Origin of the sequence: Pseudonocardia zijingensis (genome assembly GCF_042657305.1) — a bacterium.
Classification (GTDB): domain Bacteria; phylum Actinomycetota; class Actinomycetes; order Mycobacteriales; family Pseudonocardiaceae; genus Pseudonocardia; species Pseudonocardia zijingensis.
The window spans coordinates 86216-102119 of the sequence record NZ_JBHSKO010000024.1 but is presented as its reverse complement, the minus strand read 5'-3'; the positions used below and the strand labels follow the sequence as shown (position 1 = coordinate 102119).

At 75.0% G+C, this 15904-nt stretch carries 14 protein-coding genes and 1 riboswitch; of the genes, 9 read left to right on the top strand and 5 right to left on the bottom strand.

From position 1 onward, the window contains the following. Nucleotides 1-6: 6 nt before the first annotated feature. From ACFPL3_RS33210 to ACFPL3_RS33195, 4 genes are all read right to left on the bottom strand, one after another. On the bottom strand, nucleotides 7-969 hold the full coding sequence (locus tag ACFPL3_RS33210) for an ATP-binding protein (RefSeq protein WP_343939137.1): 963 nt from the start codon (nucleotides 967-969) through the stop codon (nucleotides 7-9). Further along, nucleotides 966-1952, bottom strand: a complete 987-nt coding sequence (locus ACFPL3_RS33205) for an MEDS domain-containing protein (RefSeq protein ID WP_343939139.1) — start codon at nucleotides 1950-1952, stop codon at nucleotides 966-968. The genes ACFPL3_RS33210 and ACFPL3_RS33205 overlap by 4 nt, the downstream gene beginning before the upstream one ends. A 213-nt stretch (nucleotides 1953-2165) precedes the next feature. Beyond that, nucleotides 2166-3782, bottom strand: coding sequence for an acetolactate synthase large subunit (locus ACFPL3_RS33200; protein WP_379590102.1), 1617 nt, complete (start codon nucleotides 3780-3782; stop codon nucleotides 2166-2168). Next, complete coding sequence (locus tag ACFPL3_RS33195; RefSeq protein ID WP_343942770.1) at nucleotides 3779-4282, bottom strand: OsmC family protein; 504 nt, start codon at nucleotides 4280-4282, stop codon at nucleotides 3779-3781. Before ACFPL3_RS33195 ends, ACFPL3_RS33200 begins: the two co-directional genes overlap by 4 nt. Before the next feature lie 64 nt (nucleotides 4283-4346). Here ACFPL3_RS33195 and ACFPL3_RS33190 point away from each other — a divergent pair, with 64 nt between their 5' ends. From ACFPL3_RS33190 to gcvP, 9 genes are all read left to right on the top strand, one after another. Then, on the top strand, nucleotides 4347-5000 hold the full coding sequence (locus tag ACFPL3_RS33190) for a CDP-alcohol phosphatidyltransferase family protein (RefSeq protein WP_343942769.1): 654 nt from the start codon (nucleotides 4347-4349) through the stop codon (nucleotides 4998-5000). 9 nt (nucleotides 5001-5009) lie between these two features. Next, entirely contained in the window at nucleotides 5010-5387 is a 378-nt protein-coding gene (gene gcvH / locus ACFPL3_RS33185) for a glycine cleavage system protein GcvH (RefSeq protein ID WP_343942768.1), read from the top strand. A gap of 133 nt (nucleotides 5388-5520) precedes the next feature. Further along, complete coding sequence (garA, locus tag ACFPL3_RS33180) at nucleotides 5521-5973, top strand: glycogen accumulation regulator GarA (protein WP_343942767.1); 453 nt, start codon at nucleotides 5521-5523, stop codon at nucleotides 5971-5973. A 106-nt stretch (nucleotides 5974-6079) separates the two neighbouring features. Next, entirely contained in the window at nucleotides 6080-6553 is a 474-nt protein-coding gene (locus ACFPL3_RS33175) for a bifunctional nuclease family protein (RefSeq protein WP_220254041.1), read from the top strand. A gap of 107 nt (nucleotides 6554-6660) precedes the next feature. Beyond that, on the top strand, nucleotides 6661-7272 hold the full coding sequence (locus tag ACFPL3_RS33170; RefSeq protein WP_379590098.1) for a MerR family transcriptional regulator: 612 nt from the start codon (nucleotides 6661-6663) through the stop codon (nucleotides 7270-7272). Between the two features lie 13 nt (nucleotides 7273-7285). Then, complete coding sequence (locus ACFPL3_RS33165; RefSeq protein WP_379590096.1) at nucleotides 7286-9007, top strand: LuxR C-terminal-related transcriptional regulator; 1722 nt, start codon at nucleotides 7286-7288, stop codon at nucleotides 9005-9007. Between the two features lie 138 nt (nucleotides 9008-9145). Continuing rightward, complete coding sequence (locus ACFPL3_RS33160; RefSeq protein ID WP_343942764.1) at nucleotides 9146-10021, top strand: alpha/beta fold hydrolase; 876 nt, start codon at nucleotides 9146-9148, stop codon at nucleotides 10019-10021. Further along, a complete protein-coding gene (locus tag ACFPL3_RS33155; protein WP_343942763.1) occupies nucleotides 10018-11226 on the top strand; it encodes an NAD(P)/FAD-dependent oxidoreductase in 1209 nt (402 codons plus the stop codon). The genes ACFPL3_RS33160 and ACFPL3_RS33155 overlap by 4 nt, the downstream gene beginning before the upstream one ends. Before the next feature lie 18 nt (nucleotides 11227-11244). Continuing rightward, nucleotides 11245-11336, top strand: a riboswitch (glycine riboswitch). A gap of 152 nt (nucleotides 11337-11488) precedes the next feature. Beyond that, nucleotides 11489-14347, top strand: a complete 2859-nt coding sequence (gene gcvP, locus ACFPL3_RS33150; RefSeq protein WP_379590093.1) for an aminomethyl-transferring glycine dehydrogenase — start codon at nucleotides 11489-11491, stop codon at nucleotides 14345-14347. Here the strand turns inward: gcvP and ACFPL3_RS33145 are convergent. Then, the gene (locus tag ACFPL3_RS33145) at nucleotides 14290-15831 is read right to left on the bottom strand and encodes a peptide MFS transporter (RefSeq protein WP_343942762.1); all 1542 of its coding nucleotides are present in this window, start codon (nucleotides 15829-15831) and stop codon (nucleotides 14290-14292) included. The two genes, gcvP and ACFPL3_RS33145, sit on opposite strands and share 58 nt — an antisense overlap. Nucleotides 15832-15904: the final 73 nt, after the last annotated feature.

The following is a 15904-nucleotide window of genomic DNA, read 5'->3' as shown; positions in this document are numbered from 1 at the left end:
TCTTACTCACGGGGTGGCGTGTACCCGAACGTGGGTACCCGCACCGTCGCTCCACACGTGCAGCGAGTCGCAGAGCTGCCGGGCGATCCACACCCCGCGCCCCCGGGGCTCGGCCGGGTGGGGGGCCTGCAGCCCGGGCAGGGGGTCACGCAGAGTGCCGCCGTCGTCGATCTCGCACAGCAGCCCGTGGCGCCCCGTCCACAGCGACATCCGCGCCTCCGGGGCGCCGTGCTCCACCGCGTTGGTGGCCAGCTCGTTGACGGCCAGCACGATGTCCTCGACGCGCTCGCGCTCGTAGCCGTGGCCCGCGAGCGCCCGCTCGACGGTGGTGCGCACCTCGTGCAGCTGCCACGCGCTGAACGTGAGCCGCTCGTCGGGGGGACCGAGCAGCGGCGGCTGCGCGGCGGGCCGCTCGGTGAGCACGGCCCGCGGGTCGTGGTGGGCCGGGTTGTGGCGCAGCTCGCCCTCGTCGAGCAGCAGCGGGTGGTTGCGCCGGGCGCCGTCGAGGATCTCCAGGTGCAGCGGGAGCTCCGGGTAGAAGCAGGTGATGCGCACCGGCAGGTCGGCGAGCGCGACGTTGAGCGCCGCGTCCAGCTCGGTCCAGAACCGGCCGTCGGCGCCGTCCAGCGCGGGGGCGTGCTCGCTGAGCACGGTGACCGGGCGGCCCTTCGACACACCGAGCGCGCGCAGCTCGAGCGCCCAGCGCGCGGCGACGGTCTGTGCCGACGCGCCGGCCGGGCCGCCCTCGGGCGGGTGCAGGCGGACCAGCCGGCCCCCGGCACCGTCGAGCCGCTCGTCGAGCGCCTGCTCCGTGGCGGGCTGCAGCGCGGTGGCGACCGGCTCGTCGCGCTGCAGCGCCTGCGTGGCGAGCGGGACGAGCTGGTCGAGCAGGTGGCCGGAGGAGCCGTGGAAGCCCGCGGCGTGCTCCAGCCGGACCGCGTTGGTGGAACGGGTGGTCTCGATCCTCATGCCGATGCCTGCTCGCTGGGTGCTGCGTCTTCGGGCTGTGCGTCCGTGTGCTGCGGTTCGTCGGGACGCGCCTGGTCGGGGTCTGCGTGGATGCGGATGCGCGTGGCCGGGGGCTGCTCGACCGGCGGCTGGTCGGTGCGGGTGCGCACCTCCAGCTGGGTGGCGAACGGCGCGCCGCACCGGTCGAGCACGCGCTGCACGCGAGGTCGGACGCCGGTGAGCACCAGCCGGTGGTGGTCGGGGAACTCCTCGGCGGCGTGGACCAGCCCGACGGCGCCCGCGACGTCGAGGAAGCGCAGCGACGACAGGTCGAGCGCTATGTCGGTGGGGGCGTCGGGCAGGCGCAGCGCCCGGTCGAGCGCGGATTCGAGGAAGCTGCGGATGCGCGGCCGGTTGCTGTGGTCGACCTCGCCCGCCACGCGCGCGGCGCCCGGGCCGAGGGAGGTGATCCGCAGCAGGCCGTCGTCGTAGATGGCGGGCGCGACGACCTCGGTGCGATGGGCGCCCCGGATCGTCTCCACGAGCTCGTCGGGGCAGCGGGCGCGGTCGTAGACGCACAGCACGTGGGCCGGCCGGGCGCGCACGACGTCCTCGACGGCCCGGTCGTAGGCGGTGAGGGCGTGGGCGCCGTCGCCCACCATGGAGGTGAGGCGGCCGGTGAGGCGCACGGCGGGGAACCCCGCCGCGAGCCCGGCGTCGACCGCGGCGCGCACCGCCTCGGCGACCTCGCGGGGTGAGCGGTGGCGCTCGCCCGGGACGAGGGCGAAGCGGCCTTCGCGCAGCGGCGCGGCCACCTCGACGCCGTCGTCGGTCATCCGCTCGAGGACCCGGTCGGCCGTGCCGTCGTCGAGGTAGACCACGTGCTCGCCGCGGGCGAGCCCGTGGGCGAGGAACTCGGCGCAGATCTGCCAGAGCTGCTCGTCGCTCACCGTCACGGCGACGGCATGGTCGACGGCCCCGCAGTCCTCGACCGTTGTCGTCATCACGCATCCCGGGACGTGTGGCAGAGCATCGGGCCATCGAGAGCGCCCCGCCGCGCCGGCCCGGCGGACCCGGGCCGACGCAGCGTCACGCGCGGCACACTCTACGTCGCCCCGCGGGGGGTGGAATCGGCCGGTCCGGGGTTCACGCCGAACCGCGTGATCGACGCGGTGAGCGGCCGCCGATCCGACCGGGCGGGCCGGGGTCGCGGCTGGTCAGGGCAGGAGCGGCGGCACCATCGCCTCCACGAGGTGCGGCCCCGGCTCGGCCGCCGCCCGCCGCAGCGCCGCCGCGAGCCCCTCCGCGGTGTCCACGCGCTCCGCGGGCACGCCCATCCCGGTGGCGAGCGCCACGAAGTCCAGCTGCGGCCCGCCGAGGTCGAGCAGCGCCCTGGCGCGCGCGCCATCGCCCGCCAGGCGCGCGGCCGCACCCGTCTGCTCCAGCTCGAGGCGCAGGATCGCGTAGGCGTCGTTGTGGTAGACGACCGTGGTGATGTCCAGCCCCTCGCGGGCGTGGGTCCACAGCGCCGAGATCGTGTACATGGCGCTCCCGTCGGCCTGCAGGCACCACACGGGCCGGTCGGGGCAGGCCACGGCCGCGCCGGTGGCCGCGGGGAGCCCGTAGCCGATCGAACCGCCGGTGAGGGTGAGCCAGTCGTGGCGGGGCGCGCCCGCGGTGGTGGCGGGCAGCCCGAGACCCGACGTCACCGACTCGTCCACCACGATCGCGCCCTCCGGGAGGAGGGCGCCGACCACGGCGGCGGCGCTGTCCACGGTGAGCGGCCCGGTGGGCAGCGGCGGCCGGGCGAGCGGCGCCGTGCGCGCCACGGTGCCGGGTGCGACGAGGTCGGCCAGCTCCTCGAGCGCGGCCGTGGCGATGCCGGTGGTGATCGACCCCTCGCGCGGCGCCACCGCGTGGACGTCGCAGCCCTCCGGCACGAGGTCGGACGCCTTGCCCGGGTAGGCGAAGAACGACACCGGCGAGCGGGCGCCGGCCAGCACGAGGTGGCGGGTGCCCGCGAGCTGGGCGACGGCGAGGTCGACGTGGTAGGCGAGCCGGTCGACCGGTGCCACGCCCGCGCCGCGCTCGAGGCGGGTGGGGAAGGTCTCGGCGAGCACGCGCGCCCCGGTGGCGGCGGCGAGCCGGTGGGCCGCGGCGAGCCCGGCGGCCCGGGTGGCGTCGCCGCCCACGAGCAGCACGCACGGCTCGCCGGAGGTGAACGCGGCGGCGGCGGCGCGCAGCGCGGCGGGGTGCGGCGGCGGGTGCGGCGCGGCCGCGGGCGCGAGCAGCACGGCGTCGGCGTCCGGCTCGTCGATCGGGTCCCAGCTCACGTCGGCGGGCAGCACCAGCGTGGCCACCTGCCCCTCGCGCGCCGCCGCCACCGCCGCGGCGGCGTCCGCGGCGACGTCGGCCGGTGACGTGCTCTCCCGCACCCACCCCGACACCGCGCCCGCGATCGCGGGGATGTCGGACTGCAGGGGCGCGTCGTACTTCGCGTGCGTGGTGGCGTGGTCGCCCACCACGTTGACCACGGGCGTGCCGGCCCGGCGGGCGTTGTGCAGGTTCGCGAAGCCGTTGCCGAGCCCCGGGCCCAGGTGGAGCAGGGTGGCCGCGGGCCGCTCCGCCATCCGGGCGTACCCGTCGGCGGCCCCGGTGGCCACGCCCTCGAACAGGGCGAGCACCGCCCGGATCTGCGGCACCCCGTCCAGCGCGGCGACGAAGTGCATCTCGGAGGTGCCCGGGTTGGCGAAGCAGGTGTCCACGCCCGAGGCGAGCAGGGAGCGCAGCAGCGCACCCGCCCCGTTGCCGGGGGAGCCGGGGGCGCCCGTCACGCGCTCACGCTCACCGAGGTGGTGGGCGCCGACCGCAGTGTCTGCAGCACCACGCAGTAGCGCTCGGTCAGCTTGATCAGGGTGGCGACCTCCTCCTCGCTCGCGGTGGTGTCGAGGTCGAACCGCAGCCGGATCTCGCGGAACCCGACCGGCGCCTCCTTGTCGACGCCGAGCGTGCCCCGGAAGTCCAGGTCGCCCTCGGCGTGCACGGTGCCGCTCGCCTCGAGACCGAGGGAGGTGGCCACGGCCCGCAGCGTGACCCCTGCGCAGGCCACGAGCGCCTCCAGCAGCATGTCGCCCGAGCACAGCTGGGTGCCGTCGCCCCCGGTGGCCGGGTGCAGGCCTGCCTCGGCCAGCGCCGTGGCGGTGCGCACGCGGCAGGCCACCCCGGTGCCGTCCAGCTCGCCGTCGGCCTCGAGGGTGATGAGCGCGGAGCCCGGGTCCTCCCGGTACTGGGCCTTCAGCGGGGTCTGGAGATTGCGCAGCGTCGTGGCGTCCATCGCTGCATCGTGCCTCGGCCCGGCGCGGGACGCGACGACGGTGGTGGGTCAGTACGCTCGGCGCGTGCCGGAACCGACGCTGCGCAGCCTGGTGGCAGAGGTCCGCGGCGACCGGGTGCTCACGGTGCCCAACCTGCTGAGCGTGCTGCGCCTGGCCGGGGTCCCGCTGTTCCTCTACCTGCTGCTGGTGCCCGGCGGCGCCGCCTGGGGCGCCGACGTGTGGGCGGTCGTCGTGCTGGCTGTGGGCGGCATCACCGACTGGCTCGACGGCAAGCTCGCCCGCCTGCTCGACCAGTACAGCGCGCTCGGGGCGCTCCTGGACCCCGCCGTGGACCGGCTCTACATCCTCGCGGCGCTGGTGGCGCTGGGCGTGCGCGACGTCGTGCCCTGGTGGGCGGTGGCCGCACTCGTCGCGCGCGACCTCGTGCTCGCCGCCACCCTGCCGGTGCTGCGCTCCCGCGGCTACGGCCCCTACCAGGTCACCTACCTCGGCAAGGGCGCCACGTTCCTGCTGCTCTACGCCTTCCCCCTGCTGCTGGCCGCCCAGGCGCAGGGCTGGTTCGCCGATCTCGCCCGGCCGTTCGCCTACGCGTTCGCGGTGTGGGGCACGGTGCTCTACCTCTACACGGGTGCCCTCTACCTGGCCCAGTTCGTCCGTGCGTTGCGCACCCCGGCCCCACGGGCAGGGGTCGCCGGAGGCGTTCTCCGCGAGGACTAGGCTCATCGCGTGATCCCCGAGGACCTCCGATACACCGAAGCCCACGAATGGGTGCGCGACCTGGGGGACGGGGTCGTCCGCGTCGGCATCACCGACCACGCCCAGTCCCAGCTCGGCGACGTCGTCTTCGTGCAGTTGCCGGCCGTCGGCGACGAGATCACCGCCGGGGCCAGCGTGGGCGAGGTCGAGTCCACCAAGTCGGTCTCGGACATCTACTCCCCGGTCACCGGCACCGTCTCGGCCGTCAACGACGCGCTCGACGCCAACCCCGAGCTGGTCAACTCCGGCCCGTACGAGGCGGGCTGGATGTTCGAGGTCCGGCTCGCCGGCGAGGTGCCCGACAACCTGCTCGACGCGGCCGCGTACCGCGAGTTGACCGGGGACTGACCGGCCCTCCCGCCACCGCCGCCGCGCGGTAGGTTTGCGGGATCCGGCGCCGGCGCGCGAAGACGCCCGGACGCCGTCACACTTGACCCACCGCAGGGCAGCACACCGCCCACCACCAGGAGGAGACCCCGAGGTGACCACGAACGACGGGCCCGGCGTGCCCCCGGAGCGATCCCCGGAGACCACATCGGTCTTCCGCGCGGACTTCCTCTCCGAAGCCGAGCCCACGGCCCAGGACCAGCCGGTCTCCGGCGTCGAGTCGCTGCCGGCCGGCTCCGCGCTGCTGGTGGTCAAGCGCGGCCCCAACGCGGGCTCGCGCTTCCTGCTCGACCGCGCGTCCACGAGCGCCGGGCGCCACCCCGACAGCGACATCTTCCTCGACGACGTCACCGTCTCACGTCGCCACGCGGAGTTCCGCAGCGACGCGGGCGAGTTCGTCGTCGTGGACGTCGGAAGCCTCAACGGCACCTACGTCAACCGGGAGCCGGTCGACACCGCCGTGCTCGCCAACGGCGACGAGGTGCAGATCGGGAAGTTCCGGCTGGTGTTCCTCACCGGCCCGCGCGAGTCCGGGGGCCGGGGCTGACCCTGACGGATCACCCGCCGTACCCACGCCGGGACCCGTCCGGAGTCGGGCGCGGGCGGGGTGCGCCGTGTAGCGTCGGAACCGCAGGATCGCGAGGAGGAGAGCGATGAGCGAAATGCGCGTCGTGGGGGTAAGGGTCGAACTGCCCGCCAACCAGCCGATCCTCCTGCTGCGTGAGACGAGTGGCGACCGCTACCTGCCGATCTGGATCGGCTCGGTGGAAGCCACGGCGATCGCTCTGGAGCAGCAGGGCGTCAAGCCCGCCCGCCCCCTCACCCACGACCTGCTGAAGGACGTGATCAACGCGCTGGGGCGGCGCCTCGAGCAGGTGCGGATCACCGACCTGCAGGAAGGCACCTTCTACGCGGAGCTCGTGTTCGACGGTGGGATCACGGTGTCGGCGCGCCCGAGCGACTCGGTGGCGCTGGCGCTGCGGATCGGGGTGCCGATCCACGCCGAGGAGAGCGTGCTCGCCGAGGCCGGCCTGATCATCCCGGACGAGCAGGAGGACGAGGTCGAGAAGTTCCGCGAGTTCCTCGACTCGATCTCTCCCGAGGACTTCCGCGGCGCCCAGCCGTAGTCAACGGCGGCCCCGGCGCGGCTCCGGCGGCGCGCCGCGTTGACCGCGCGCTCCCGCACTCATATCGTCGGATTCTCTCAAGCCCGTCGGCTCCGCCAGACCTCCCGGTGGCGGAGCCGGGCTCCGGCGGAAGGAGTTCGGTGGAGCAGCCGCCGTCCGGCGCGCCCGAGCAGGGCGAGCTCTTCCCCGACCCGCTTCTCGGAGACGGGCTCGACGGCCTGCCCGACCAGCTCGTCGGTTTTCGCGGGCCGACCGCGTGCCAGGTGGTGGGGATCACCTACCGCCAGCTCGACTACTGGGCGCGCACCGGCCTGGTCGTCCCGTCGATCCGCGGCGCCGCGGGCTCCGGGTCGCAGCGGCTGTACTCCTTCAAGGACGTGCTCGTCCTCAAGGTCGTCAAGCGGCTCCTGGACGCCGGGGTGTCGCTGCAGAACATCCGCGTGGCCGTCGAGCACCTGCGCCGCCGCGGCATCCGCGACCTCGCGGGCATCACGCTGTTCAGCGACGGCACCACGGTCTACGAGTGCGCCTCGCCCGAGGAGGTCGTCGACCTGCTGCGCGGCGGCCAGGGCGTGTTCGGCATCGCTGTCGGCGGCGCCATGAAGGAGATCAGCGGCTCCATCAAGGACTTCCCGGTGGAGCGGGCCGACGGCGGCAGCGTCGACGACGCCCCGGAGGACGAGCTGTCCCGCCGCCGGGCGCGGCGCGCCATCAGCTGACCTCCCCGGGTTCGTGGCCGGTGGCGCGGACCTACGGGAGCGGGCACGCGACGCGTACCGGCTCCGGGAATGGGCCGGCGCGTTCGCGCTGCTGGCCGCGGCCGACCAGGAGTCGCCGCTCCCGCCCGACGACCTCGAGCTGTGGGTCACCGCGGCGTACCTGATCGGCCGCGACGACACCGGCGACGACCTGTCCGCACGGGCGTGCCGGGAGTGTGCGGCCACCGACCCGGCCCGGGCCGCGTGGCACGCGACCCGACTGGCCATCCTCCTGCTGCTGCGGGGTGAGGTGGCGCGCAGCAGCGGCTGGCTCGCCCGCGCGCGCCGCCTGCTCGACGAGTGGGGCCGGGAGTGCGCGGAGCGCGGGTACCTCCTCGTCCCGACAGCGGTGGAGCACCTGGTCGAGGGCGACCCGGCCGCGGCGCAGGCCGCGTCCGCCGAGGCGGCCGCACTCGGCGAGCGTTTCGGCGACCCCGACCTGCTGGCCCTGGGCCGGCTCGGCGTGGGGCAGGCACTCGTGGCGGCGGGCCGCACCGGGCCCGCGCTGACGCTGCTGGACGAGGTGATGGTCGCGGTGACCTCCGGCGAGGTCTCCCCGATCTTCGCCGGCATCCTCTACTGCGCCGTGATCGAGACCTGCCAGGAGGCGTTCGACCTGCGCCGGGCCCGGGAGTGGACGCTCGCGCTGACCCGGTGGTGCGAGGCGCAGCCGGACCTGGTGCCCTACCGGGGCCAGTGCCTCGTGCACCGGTCGGAGATCATGCTGCAGCACGGGGCGTGGTCCGATGCGCTCGCCGAGGCGCGGTCGGCCTGCGCGGGCCTGGGCGGCCACCCGGCTGCCGGCGCGGCCTACTACCAGCTCGCCGAGGTCCACCGGCTGTGCGGCGAGTTCGCCCGGGCCGAGGAGGCCTACCGGCAGGCGAGCCGGTGGATCCCGGAACCGCAGCCCGGCCTCGCGCTGCTGCGGACCGCCCAGGGCCAGGTGGACGCGGCCGCCGCGATGCTGCGCCGCGCGCTCGAGGGGGCGGCCGACTTCACGGCGCTGCGGCGGGCCGTCGACGTCGAGCCCGTGCCGCCGCCCGCGGCCCGGGCCCGACTCCTCGCCGCCGCCGTCGAGGTGATGATCGCCACTGGTGACCTCGCCGCCGCCCGTGCGGGCGCGGACGAGCTACAGGCGCTCGCCGACCGCCTGGGGGCGCCGCTGCTGGAGGTGATGGCGCTGCACGCCGCGGGCGCCGTCCGCGTCGCCGAGAAGGACCCCGGCGCGGTGGAGGTGCTGCGCCGGGCGTGGCGGGCCTGGCGCGACCTCGACGCGCCCTACGAGGCCGCCCGCGTCCGCGTGCTGATGGGGCTCGCCTGCCGGCAGCTCGGCGACCCGGACTCCGCCGAGATGGAGTTCGACGCCGCGCGCCTCGTCTTCGAGCAGCTCGGCGCCGTGCCCGACGCCGACCGGGTGCGCGCCCTGTCGAGGGCGGCCGGAGCCGGCCCGCTCACCGGCCGCGAGGTGCAGGTGCTGCGCCTGGTGGCCACGGGGATGACCAACCGCGCAGTGGCCGCGGAGCTGTTCCTCAGCGAGAAGACCGTGGCCCGGCACGTGAGCAACGTCTTCACCAAGCTAGGCGTCTCCTCCCGCGCCGCGGCCACGGCCTACGCCTACGAGCACGGGCTCGTGCAGGAGCAGGCCCCCCGCCGCCGCGGTTCAGGAAAGCCACATTCAGGGCCGCAGAGGCCTTGAATGTGGCTTTCCTGAACTCCGGGGGTCGCGTGCCGGGGCCTACACAGATCTGCCCATCCACCCGCGTGGGTGCTTCGCCCGATGAGACCGGACTGCCCCACTTCCTAGCGTCGGACGCCCGACACGTGGGAGGTCGTCATGGACGTGAGGCAGCGCGCACGGGAGACCCTGCTGGCCGGGCTCCCGGTGCGGGAGCGGCGCCGGCAGCTGGCCGGGGTGTCGACCGCGGTGCTCGAGGGCGGTGACGGGCCGCCGATGGTCCTGTTGCACGGCCCGGGGGAGTTCGGGGCCACGTGGCTGCCGGTGGTGCGCCGCCTCGCGCGGACCCACCACCTGGTGGTGCCGGATCTGCCCGGCCACGGCGAGTCGCGGGTGGAGGAGGGCCCGCTCGACGCCGCACGCGTGCTGGGCTGGCTCGACGAGCTCGTCGAAGAGGTGTGCCCGGTGCCGCCGGTGCTGGTCGGCAAGACGATCGGCGGTGCCGTCGCGGCCCGCTACGCCGCCGGGGACCACCGCCGCATCGCCGCCGTGGTGCTGGTCGACACGCTCGGGCTCACCGCGTTCGACCCCGACCCGCGGTTCGCGATGGCCGTCCAGCGCTTCCTCGGCGCCCCGACGCCGCGGTCCTACGAGCGCCTCATGGATTTCTGCGCCTTCGACCTCGAGCGGGTCCGCGCGGACATGGGGGAGCGCTGGGACGCCTTCACGGCGTACGCGGTGGAGGTGGCCGGGGACGACCACGTGCAGGCCGCGTTCGGCAGCCTGATCGGCCAGTTCGCCGCGCCGATACCGCCCGCGCAGCTCGCGGGGATCGACGTGCCCACCACCCTGATCTGGGGCAGGCACGACCTCGTCACCCGGTTGTCCGTGGCGGAGACGGCGAGCGCGCGGTACGGGTGGCCGCTGCACGTCGTCGAGGACGCGGGCGACGACCCGGCGCTCGACCGGCCGGCCGCGTTCGTCGCCACCCTGGAGGACGCACTCGGCGCGGTGCAGGCGGGGGCGATCCGATGAGCGGCCACGACGTGATCGTGGTGGGGGCGCGCTGCGCCGGGTCGCCCACCGCCATGCTCCTGGCCCGGGCGGGGCACCGCGTGCTGGTGGTGGACCGGGCGAGCTTCCCCAGCGACACGCTCTCGACGCACATCGTGCACGCGCCGGGGGTGGCCGCCCTGCGCCGGTGGGGTCTGCTCGAGCGGGCCGTGGCGGGCTGCCCGCCGATCGAGGAGTACGCGTTCGACTTCGGCCCGTTCACGATCACCGGGCGGCCCGGCACCGCGTACGCCCCGCGCCGCACGGTGCTGGACACCGTGCTCGTCGAGGCGGCCGCGGCTGCGGGTGCGCAGGTGCGGGAGCGGTTCACGGTGTCGGAGCTCCTCGTCGAGGAGGGCCGGCTGGTCGGCGTGCGCGGCCGGGGGAGCGACGGGCGGGAGGTCGTCGAGCGGGCGCGTGTGGTGGTCGGGGCCGACGGCCTGCACTCGCTGGTGGCCCGCACGGTGCGCCCGGAGCAGTACCACGAGAAGCCGCGGCTGCTGTGCGGCTACTACGCCTACTGGAGCGGCCTGCCCATGGCCGGGCGGTTCGAGACCTACGACCGCCAGGAGCGGGCGTTCGCCGCGTGGCCGACGAACGACGACCTCACGGTCGTCATCACCGGCTGGCCCTACCGCGAGCTCGCGGCGAACCGCGTGGACCTGGAAGGCAACTACCTCGCCACCATCGGCACGGTGCCGGAGTTCGCCGAGCGGCTGCGCGCGGCCCGGCGGGAGACGCGCCTCGTGGGCACGGCCGTGCCGAACTACTTCCGCAAGCCCTACGGGCCGGGCTGGGCGCTGGTCGGCGACGCCGGGTACAACACGGACTTCGTCACCGGCCAGGGGATCCAGGACGCGTTCCGGGACGCGCAGCGGTGCGCGGCCGCGCTGGACGAGGCGCTCACCGGGGCCCGTTCGTTCGACGACGCGCTGCGCGACTACCAGTCCGACCGCGACGCGCACGTCCGGGCGATGTACGAGTTCACCGCCGGCATCGCGTCCCTGGAGCCGCCGCCACCCGAGGTGCAGCGGCTGCTCGCGGCGGCGAGCACCGACCAGGAGGCGATGGACGGGTTCGCGCGGGTGGCGGCGGGGGTGACCTCGCCCGCGGAGTACTTCTCCGACGAGAACGCCGCGCGCGTACTCGCGCGTGCCGCGGGCGTGGGGGAGGGGGCGCGGCGGTAACATCGGGCGGGTAGTCGCCGAACCCGCGCGGGAGAGTCCCGGTCCAGGCCGGGCGCCGAAGGAGCAACTCCTCCCCGGAACCTCTCAGGCACCAGGACCGTGCGGGCGAGACGCCTCTGGAAAGCGACGGGCGTGCCCGTCCGCCGACGGGGAAAGTCCTGGTGTGCCGGGGCGAATCTCTCAGGCGCCCGCGTCGCGGGCGGGGACAGAGGGGGAGGGTGGTTCCACCCTGGCCCGCCGCCCGCTCCGCCTGGAGGATCTCGTGTCCGACCGACCCGCACTCGCCGATCTGGAGCGGGGCACCCCGTTCGCCGAGCGCCACATCGGGCCCCGCCCACACGAGCTCGACACGATGCTCGCGGCCATCGGCGTGTCCTCGCTCGACGAGCTCGCCGCCGCGGCCGTGCCCGCCGGCATCCGCGACCAGGAGCCGGTCGCGTCCACGCTGCCGCCCGCGGCGTCCGAGACCGAGGTGCTGGCGCAGCTGCGGGCCCTCGCGGCGCGCAACACGGTGACCGTCCCGATGATCGGCCTCGGGTACGCGGGCACGGTCACCCCGGCGGTGATCCGCAGGCACGTGCTGGAGAACCCGGCCTGGTACACCGCCTACACGCCCTACCAGCCCGAGATCAGCCAGGGCCGCCTCGAGGCGCTGCTGACGTTCCAGACGATGGTGGCCGACCTCACCGGGCTCCCGGTGGCCGGGGCGTCGCTGCTGGACGAGGCCACCGCGGCCGCGGAGGCGATGACGCTGCTGCGCCGGGCGGGCAAGGCGCGCTCGCCGCGGTTCGTGGTGGACGCCGACACGCTCCCGCAGACCCTCGACGTGCTGCGCACCCGCGCCGAGCCGCTGGGCATCGAGTTGGTCGTCGCCGACCTGGCGGAGGGGTTGCCCGAGGGTGAGCTGTTCGGGCTCCTGCTGAGCTACCCGGGCGCGTCCGGGGCCGTCCGCAACCCGGCGGCGCTCATCGAGGCCGCCCACGAGCGCGACGCGCTGGTGGCCGTGGCCGCCGACCTGCTGGCGCTCACGCTGCTCACCTCGCCCGGTGAGCTGGGCGCGGACGCCGCGGTCGGCACCACCCAGCGCTTCGGCGTGCCGCTGGGGTTCGGCGGCCCGCACGCCGGCTACCTGTCGGTGCACGAGAAGCACGCCCGGCAGCTGCCCGGCCGGCTGGTGGGCCTGTCGCGCGACGCCGACGGCCACCCGGCCCTGCGGCTGGCGCTGCAGACCCGCGAGCAGCACATCCGCCGGGAGAAGGCCACCTCGAACATCTGCACCGCGCAGGTGCTGCTCGCCGTGGTCGCGGCCTGCTACGCGGTGCACCACGGCCCGGACGGGCTGCGGCGGATCGCGCAGCGCGCCCACCGCATGGCCGCCGTGCTGGCGGCCGGGCTGCGGGCCGGCGGGGTGGAGGTCGTGCACGGCGAGTTCTTCGACACCGTGCTGGCGCGCGTGCCGGGCCGGGCCGACGCCGTGGCCGACGCCGCCCACACGGCCGGCATCGCGCTGCGCCGCGTCGACGCCGACACGGTGGGCATCGCCTGCTCGGAGGTCACCACGGTGGCGCACCTGGAGGCGGTGTGGACGGCGTTCGGGGTGCAGGCCGACGCCGGGGCGCTCGACGCCGCCACGCCCGACGCGCTGCCCGCCGACCTGGCGCGCACCAGCGAGTACCTCACGCACCCCGTCTTCCACGAGCACCGCTCGGAGACCTCGCTGATGCGCTGGCTTCGCCGTCTCGCCGACGCCGACCTCGCGCTCGACCGCACGATGATCCCGCTCGGCTCCTGCACGATGAAGCTGAACGCGGCCGTCGAGATGGAGCCGATCACCTGGCCGGAGTTCGCGAACCTGCACCCGTTCGCGCCCGAGGCCGACGCAGCGGGCACGCTCGAGCTGATCGCCGACCTGGAGCGCTGGCTCGCCGAGCTCACCGGCTACGCGGCGGTGTCGCTGCAGCCCAACGCGGGCAGCCAGGGCGAGTTCGCCGGCCTGCTGGCGATCGCGGCCTACCACCGCAGCCGCGGCGAGTCCCACCGCGACGTCTGCCTGATCCCCGCCAGCGCGCACGGCACCAACGCGGCGTCCGCGGTGATGGCCGGGATGCGCGTGGTCGTGGTGGCCACCGCACCCACCGGCGACGTCGACCTCGACGACCTGCACGCCAAGATCGAGGAGCACCGGTCGTCGCTGGCCGCGTTGATGATCACCTATCCGTCCACGCACGGCGTGTACGAGGCCCGTGTGCGCGAGGTGTGCGACGCGGTGCACGCGGCGGGCGGGCAGGTCTACGTCGACGGGGCCAACCTCAACGCGCTGGTCGGGCTCGCCCGGCCGGGTGCGTTCGGCGGCGACGTCAGTCACCTGAACCTGCACAAGACCTTCTGCATCCCGCACGGCGGCGGCGGGCCCGGTGTCGGGCCGGTGGCCGTGGCCGAGCACCTGGTGCCGTTCCTGCCCGGGCGGGGCGAGGTGGGGGCCGTGTCGGCGGCGCCGCACGGCAGCCCCGGCGTGCTGCCGATCTCGTGGGCGTACCTGCGGCTGATGGGCCTGGACGGGCTGCGACGGGCCACGCTCACGGCGGTGGCGGCGGCCAACTACGTGGCGGCGCGGCTGCGTGAGCACTACCCGGTGCTGTACGCGGGCGCAGACGGCCACGTGGCCCACGAGTGCATCCTCGACCTGCGCGCGATCTCGAAGGAGTCCGGTGTCACCGTCGACGACGTGGCGAAGCGGCTCGCCGACTACGGCATCCACGCGCCCACGATGTCGTTCCCGGTGGCCGGCACGCTGATGGTCGAGCCCACGGAGAGCGAGGATCTCGCCGAGATCGACCGCTTCGTCGACGCCATGATCGGCATCAGGGCCGAGATCGAGCGGGTGGCCGCGGGGGAGTGGCCCGTCACCGACAACCCGCTGCGCGGCGCTCCGCACACCGCGGCCTGCATCGCCGAGAAGTGGGACCACCCGTACTCGCGCGAGATCGCGGCCTACCCGAGGGGTGGGGTGCCGGGGGTGCACGACCGGAAGGTCTGGCCGCCGGTGCGCCGGATCGAGGGCGCCTACGGCGACCGGAACCTGGTCTGCAGCTGCCCACCGGTGTCGGCGTTCTCGTCCTGAGCGGTGCTCGCCTCCGCCCGCCGCACGAGGCGGGCGAACAGCGGCGCGACGGCGAGCAGCACGGCGGCGAGCACCACGGCCGCGAGGCCGACGAGGCTGAAGTAGGCGGCCTCGGTGTCGGGCCGGTAGAGCTGCACGACCTGCGCGCTGATGCCCTGCCCGGCGGCGTTCGACGCGAGCCAGAGCCCCATGGTCTGGTTCCGGAACGCCGCCGGCGCGTGGCGGGTGGTGGCGGACATGCCGATGGGGGACAGGCACATCTCGCCGACCGTCACGACGGCGAGGCTCGCGACAAGCCACAGCGGGCCGACCGGCACGGAGGGTCCCCAGGTGAGGGCGGGCACCACGAGCAGCAGGTAGGACAGGCCGGCGAGGGTGAGTCCGGCGGCGAACTCCTGCGGGGTGGACACGCGGTTGCCCAAGCGGGTCCACAGCACCGCGAACGCCGGGGTGAGCACGATCAGCACGAACGAGCCGACCGACTGGAACCACGAGGACGCGAGTGGGAACCCGAACGCGTCCAGCGCGACGCGGGTGTCGGCGTAGGTGGCGAGCACGCTGTAGCCCTGCTCCTGCACCAGCCAGAAGCAGGCCGACGCCACGAACAGCGGCACGAACGCCCACACCCGGGCCCGCTCGAGCACGCTGACCTTCCGGCTGCGCAGCATCGTCACGAAGTAGGCCAGCGGCACGACGACCGCGAGGACGCTCAGGGCGTCGACCACGCCCGCCACCGAGAGCCCACCGCTCAGCGCCAGCCCGATCACGGTCAGCACCACGACGGCCAGGGCGGCGCCGATCAGCGTGAGGTGGCGGCGCCCGGCCGGGTCCTCGCGGATCGCATTGGCCGGGCGGAGGCCGACGTCGCCCAGGTGCTTCCAGCCGCGCACGTACTGCAGCAGTCCGGCGAGCATGCCGACCGCGGCCACACCGAACCCCACGTGGTAGCCGACGCGCTGGCCCAGCGTGCCCACGACGAACGGCGCGAGCACCGCCCCGACGCTGATGCCCATGTAGAAGATGCTGTAGCCGGCGTCGCGGCGCCGGTCACCTTCGGGGTAGAGGGCGCCGACGGACTGGGAGATGTTCGGCTTGAGCAGGCCGGCGCCCACCACGAGGAACGCCATGGACGCGTACAGGGCGGGCCTGCCCAGCGGCAACGTGAGGCTGACGTGGCCGCACATGATCAGGACCCCGCCGTACAGGACGGTGTGGCGGGGCCCGAGCAGCCGGTCGGCCACCCAGCCGCCCGCGATCGCGGACAGGTAGATCGACGCCCCGTACACGGAGACCAGCGCGGCCGCGAGCGGCTGCGGCATCCCCAGACCACCCGCGCTGACCTGGTCGTACATGTAGTACAGCAGGGTCGCGCGCATCCCGTAGTAGGAGAAGCGCTCCCACATCTCGGTGCCGAACAGCGTCGCGAGGCCGCGCGGATGGCCGAAGAAGCCGGTCTGGGGGACGGTGGTGGGGGAGCTCGACATCGCCGGGCACCCTCCCACCCGTGGCCGCGCTCCGCAGCCGGCGGGGTGCAGTGGACGGGCGGGTCCCCTCCGC

Coding starts and splice junctions, on each gene's coding strand:
- ACFPL3_RS33210 (WP_343939137.1), bottom strand. CDS start 969: ATGAGGATCGAGACCACCCGTTCCACCAACGCGGTCCGGCTGGAGCAC.
- ACFPL3_RS33145 (WP_343942762.1), bottom strand. CDS start 15,831: ATGTCGAGCTCCCCCACCACCGTCCCCCAGACCGGCTTCTTCGGCCAT.
- ACFPL3_RS33195 (WP_343942770.1), bottom strand. CDS start 4,282: ATGGACGCCACGACGCTGCGCAATCTCCAGACCCCGCTGAAGGCCCAG.
- ACFPL3_RS33160 (WP_343942764.1), top strand. CDS start 9,146: ATGGACGTGAGGCAGCGCGCACGGGAGACCCTGCTGGCCGGGCTCCCG.
- ACFPL3_RS33205 (WP_343939139.1), bottom strand. CDS start 1,952: ATGACGACAACGGTCGAGGACTGCGGGGCCGTCGACCATGCCGTCGCC.
- ACFPL3_RS33175 (WP_220254041.1), top strand. CDS start 6,080: ATGAGCGAAATGCGCGTCGTGGGGGTAAGGGTCGAACTGCCCGCCAAC.
- ACFPL3_RS33155 (WP_343942763.1), top strand. CDS start 10,018: ATGAGCGGCCACGACGTGATCGTGGTGGGGGCGCGCTGCGCCGGGTCG.